The following is a 2165-nucleotide window of genomic DNA, read 5'->3' on the forward strand; positions in this document are numbered from 1 at the left end:
GGCTTACAGGCACAAGTATTAAACCTCCTTCCAGAGGAAGAAAGAAAAATGCTACAACAGCAATTAGAAATTATAGTAAATACCCGTTACTCAATTAATGAGGAAGAAATCACGAAGAATGTAGCTGCATTATCAGCACCAGTATTCGGTGCTAAAGGAAAAGTCATTGGAGCTATTTCCATTTCCGGGCCTGTCTTTCGCTGGAATAAGGAATCGATGGAACAACATATCTCTTTATTGCTAAAAACGGCTGAAAGTATTTCAAAATCCTTATATTAAATTGATTTGGGTCGGATGATCCCGTTATTAAAAAATCTCTTCAGATAGGTTTCTGAAGAGATTTTTTAGTTTATTCGTGACGGCGGGTTTGAACTAAAACTACTATCACTGCTTAAAGGTATCTTCTGAATATATGAAGAAGTTACTCTTTATCTTCTTTACATGTTCATCTATTATTTTACTAACAAAATTCCGTCGGCAATCGGGCGTTCACCTGTTGCGTCAGATGGTCTTGTGACTCGGTCAGCCCCAACTGTCATGGTCGTCGATCCGCCGCCGTCAAGATTGATGGCATCTACGGCTCCTAATGACTTCATGACTTTTGCACTTTCTTCAAAATTTGCCCCCACACTCCATCCGGGTGCGCGCCCATTTATGGTGACAAATAATAGATTTCCATTCTCTTTTATTCCTGCAAGCGTTCTCGGATTACGACGTTCCCCAAAACGATAATAAAACCCAGGATCTTCTTCCCAGTGAAATCCTTCCTCTACGGCATTAATGGAAATTTCTCCGTTTTCCAATAATCGAGGACCTCCGTTAATCATGCTAGTGGTTTGGTCCAATTTTAATGGCTTTCCATCCCCGATGATTTCACTTTTCACCTGAATCTTCATTCCTTGTTGGGCATGGTCACGAAGCCAATCTGCCGCTTCCCCCGTTCCTGCAAGAACAGAACCGCTGCTTGGAATCATTCCCCCACGATGGTTACGGATTTCCGCCACTTCCCCGGCATGATTCACTACCACTTCCACACCATCGCCCGATTCCGTCTTTTCTCCAAATACGGATGTATATTGGATAAGCTCACTTTCATCCATACAAGTATAATCATGTTTCGGCCGTTCTGTTGTCGTATCCCCTCCAACACCGCCACAATTGCGGATCAATCCCGGCTTACGATTTAATCCATCCACTTCCCTAACCGCACCATCGGATGAAGTAGCCTGAATGGACGTGGAAACAGATGCAATGTTTGCCTTCTCTTCAACAGAAGATAAAATCAGAGCTGAACGGCCATTTATCGCCTCACTGACAAGTTGACCTTTGCTGGCGAATATACCGGCAGGATCGCCTGGTGTTCCATCCTTGGCTCCAACAACAAAGTATCCAGCATTAATTCCTGCAATAGCATCATTTCTATCAGCCATTTGGCTCAATGTTTCTTTTCCTATCACTGCGTCATTTGCTAATTCAGGCACCACTTGCCCTTGAAATCGATCCTTATCCACTTCAAGTACGTTCACTACCCAAGGTCCTGTTGTTTTCTCACCATCTTCACCCGTATACACAGTCCGTAGACCCGAATATCCCTTACCCGATAACTTGTTTCTCATTCCGGCTGCATCCGCTTCCTGCTGATATTGGCCGATGCGAACAATGTATCCAAGTGGACCTTTTTCCCGGTCATCCAAGGCCCGATCCGGTTCCCTTATAATGCGGGCATTTTTGAAACCGTCTCTCTTTAAACCTCCCAACAATAGCTTTGCCTGCTTCTGTGTTTCTACAAATGCCACATCCACTGTGAAATAGTCTTTAGAAGATGTTTCACCACGATTGATTTTGGTATACGTCAATCCAGGCGCTGGATTCATGGAAGTTCTTCGCTCATGCAAATAAGACGTTCCCAGCGGAAGCTCATGATTTTTCATTTTTACCTGTGATTGAACATTCAATTCTGCTTGAACTGGAGTTTCAGGAATCCCATTTACAATCATCAATGACGCTAGACTAATAGCGGCGATAGGCAAAATTGGCTTTTTCCATATTCTTTTCATATTTTTCCTCCAATAAAGTTATGTCCTCCTTTAACTTTATTGTCTAAATGTGATGGAAAATTAAAAAGACTATTATATTACAGTCAATTTTAAGTGAACAAAAATGAG

At 42.4% G+C, this 2165-nt stretch carries 2 protein-coding genes; one reads left to right on the top strand and one right to left on the bottom strand.

Translation table 11 applies throughout. The features are described from left to right. A partial coding sequence (locus tag ACFVSH_RS25805; protein WP_387708619.1) for an IclR family transcriptional regulator domain-containing protein occupies window positions 1-279 on the top strand: 279 nt, incomplete at its 5' end. A 173-nt stretch (window positions 280-452) separates the two neighbouring features. Here the strand turns inward: ACFVSH_RS25805 and ACFVSH_RS25810 are convergent. Then, window positions 453-2057: a phosphodiester glycosidase family protein gene (locus tag ACFVSH_RS25810; protein ID WP_387708621.1), complete on the bottom strand. Its 1605-nt coding sequence runs from the start codon at window positions 2055-2057 to the stop codon at window positions 453-455. Between the last annotated feature and the right edge of the window lie 108 nt (window positions 2058-2165).

This window comes from Peribacillus sp. NPDC058002 (assembly GCF_042886655.1).
In the GTDB taxonomy this organism is placed as follows: Bacteria; Bacillota; Bacilli; order Bacillales; family DSM-1321; genus Peribacillus; species Peribacillus aracenensis.

Excerpts from the sequence above, each read along its gene's own strand:
- ACFVSH_RS25810 (WP_387708621.1), bottom strand. The coding sequence starts at position 2,057 with ATGAAAAGAATATGGAAAAAGCCAATTTTGCCTATCGCCGCTATTAGT.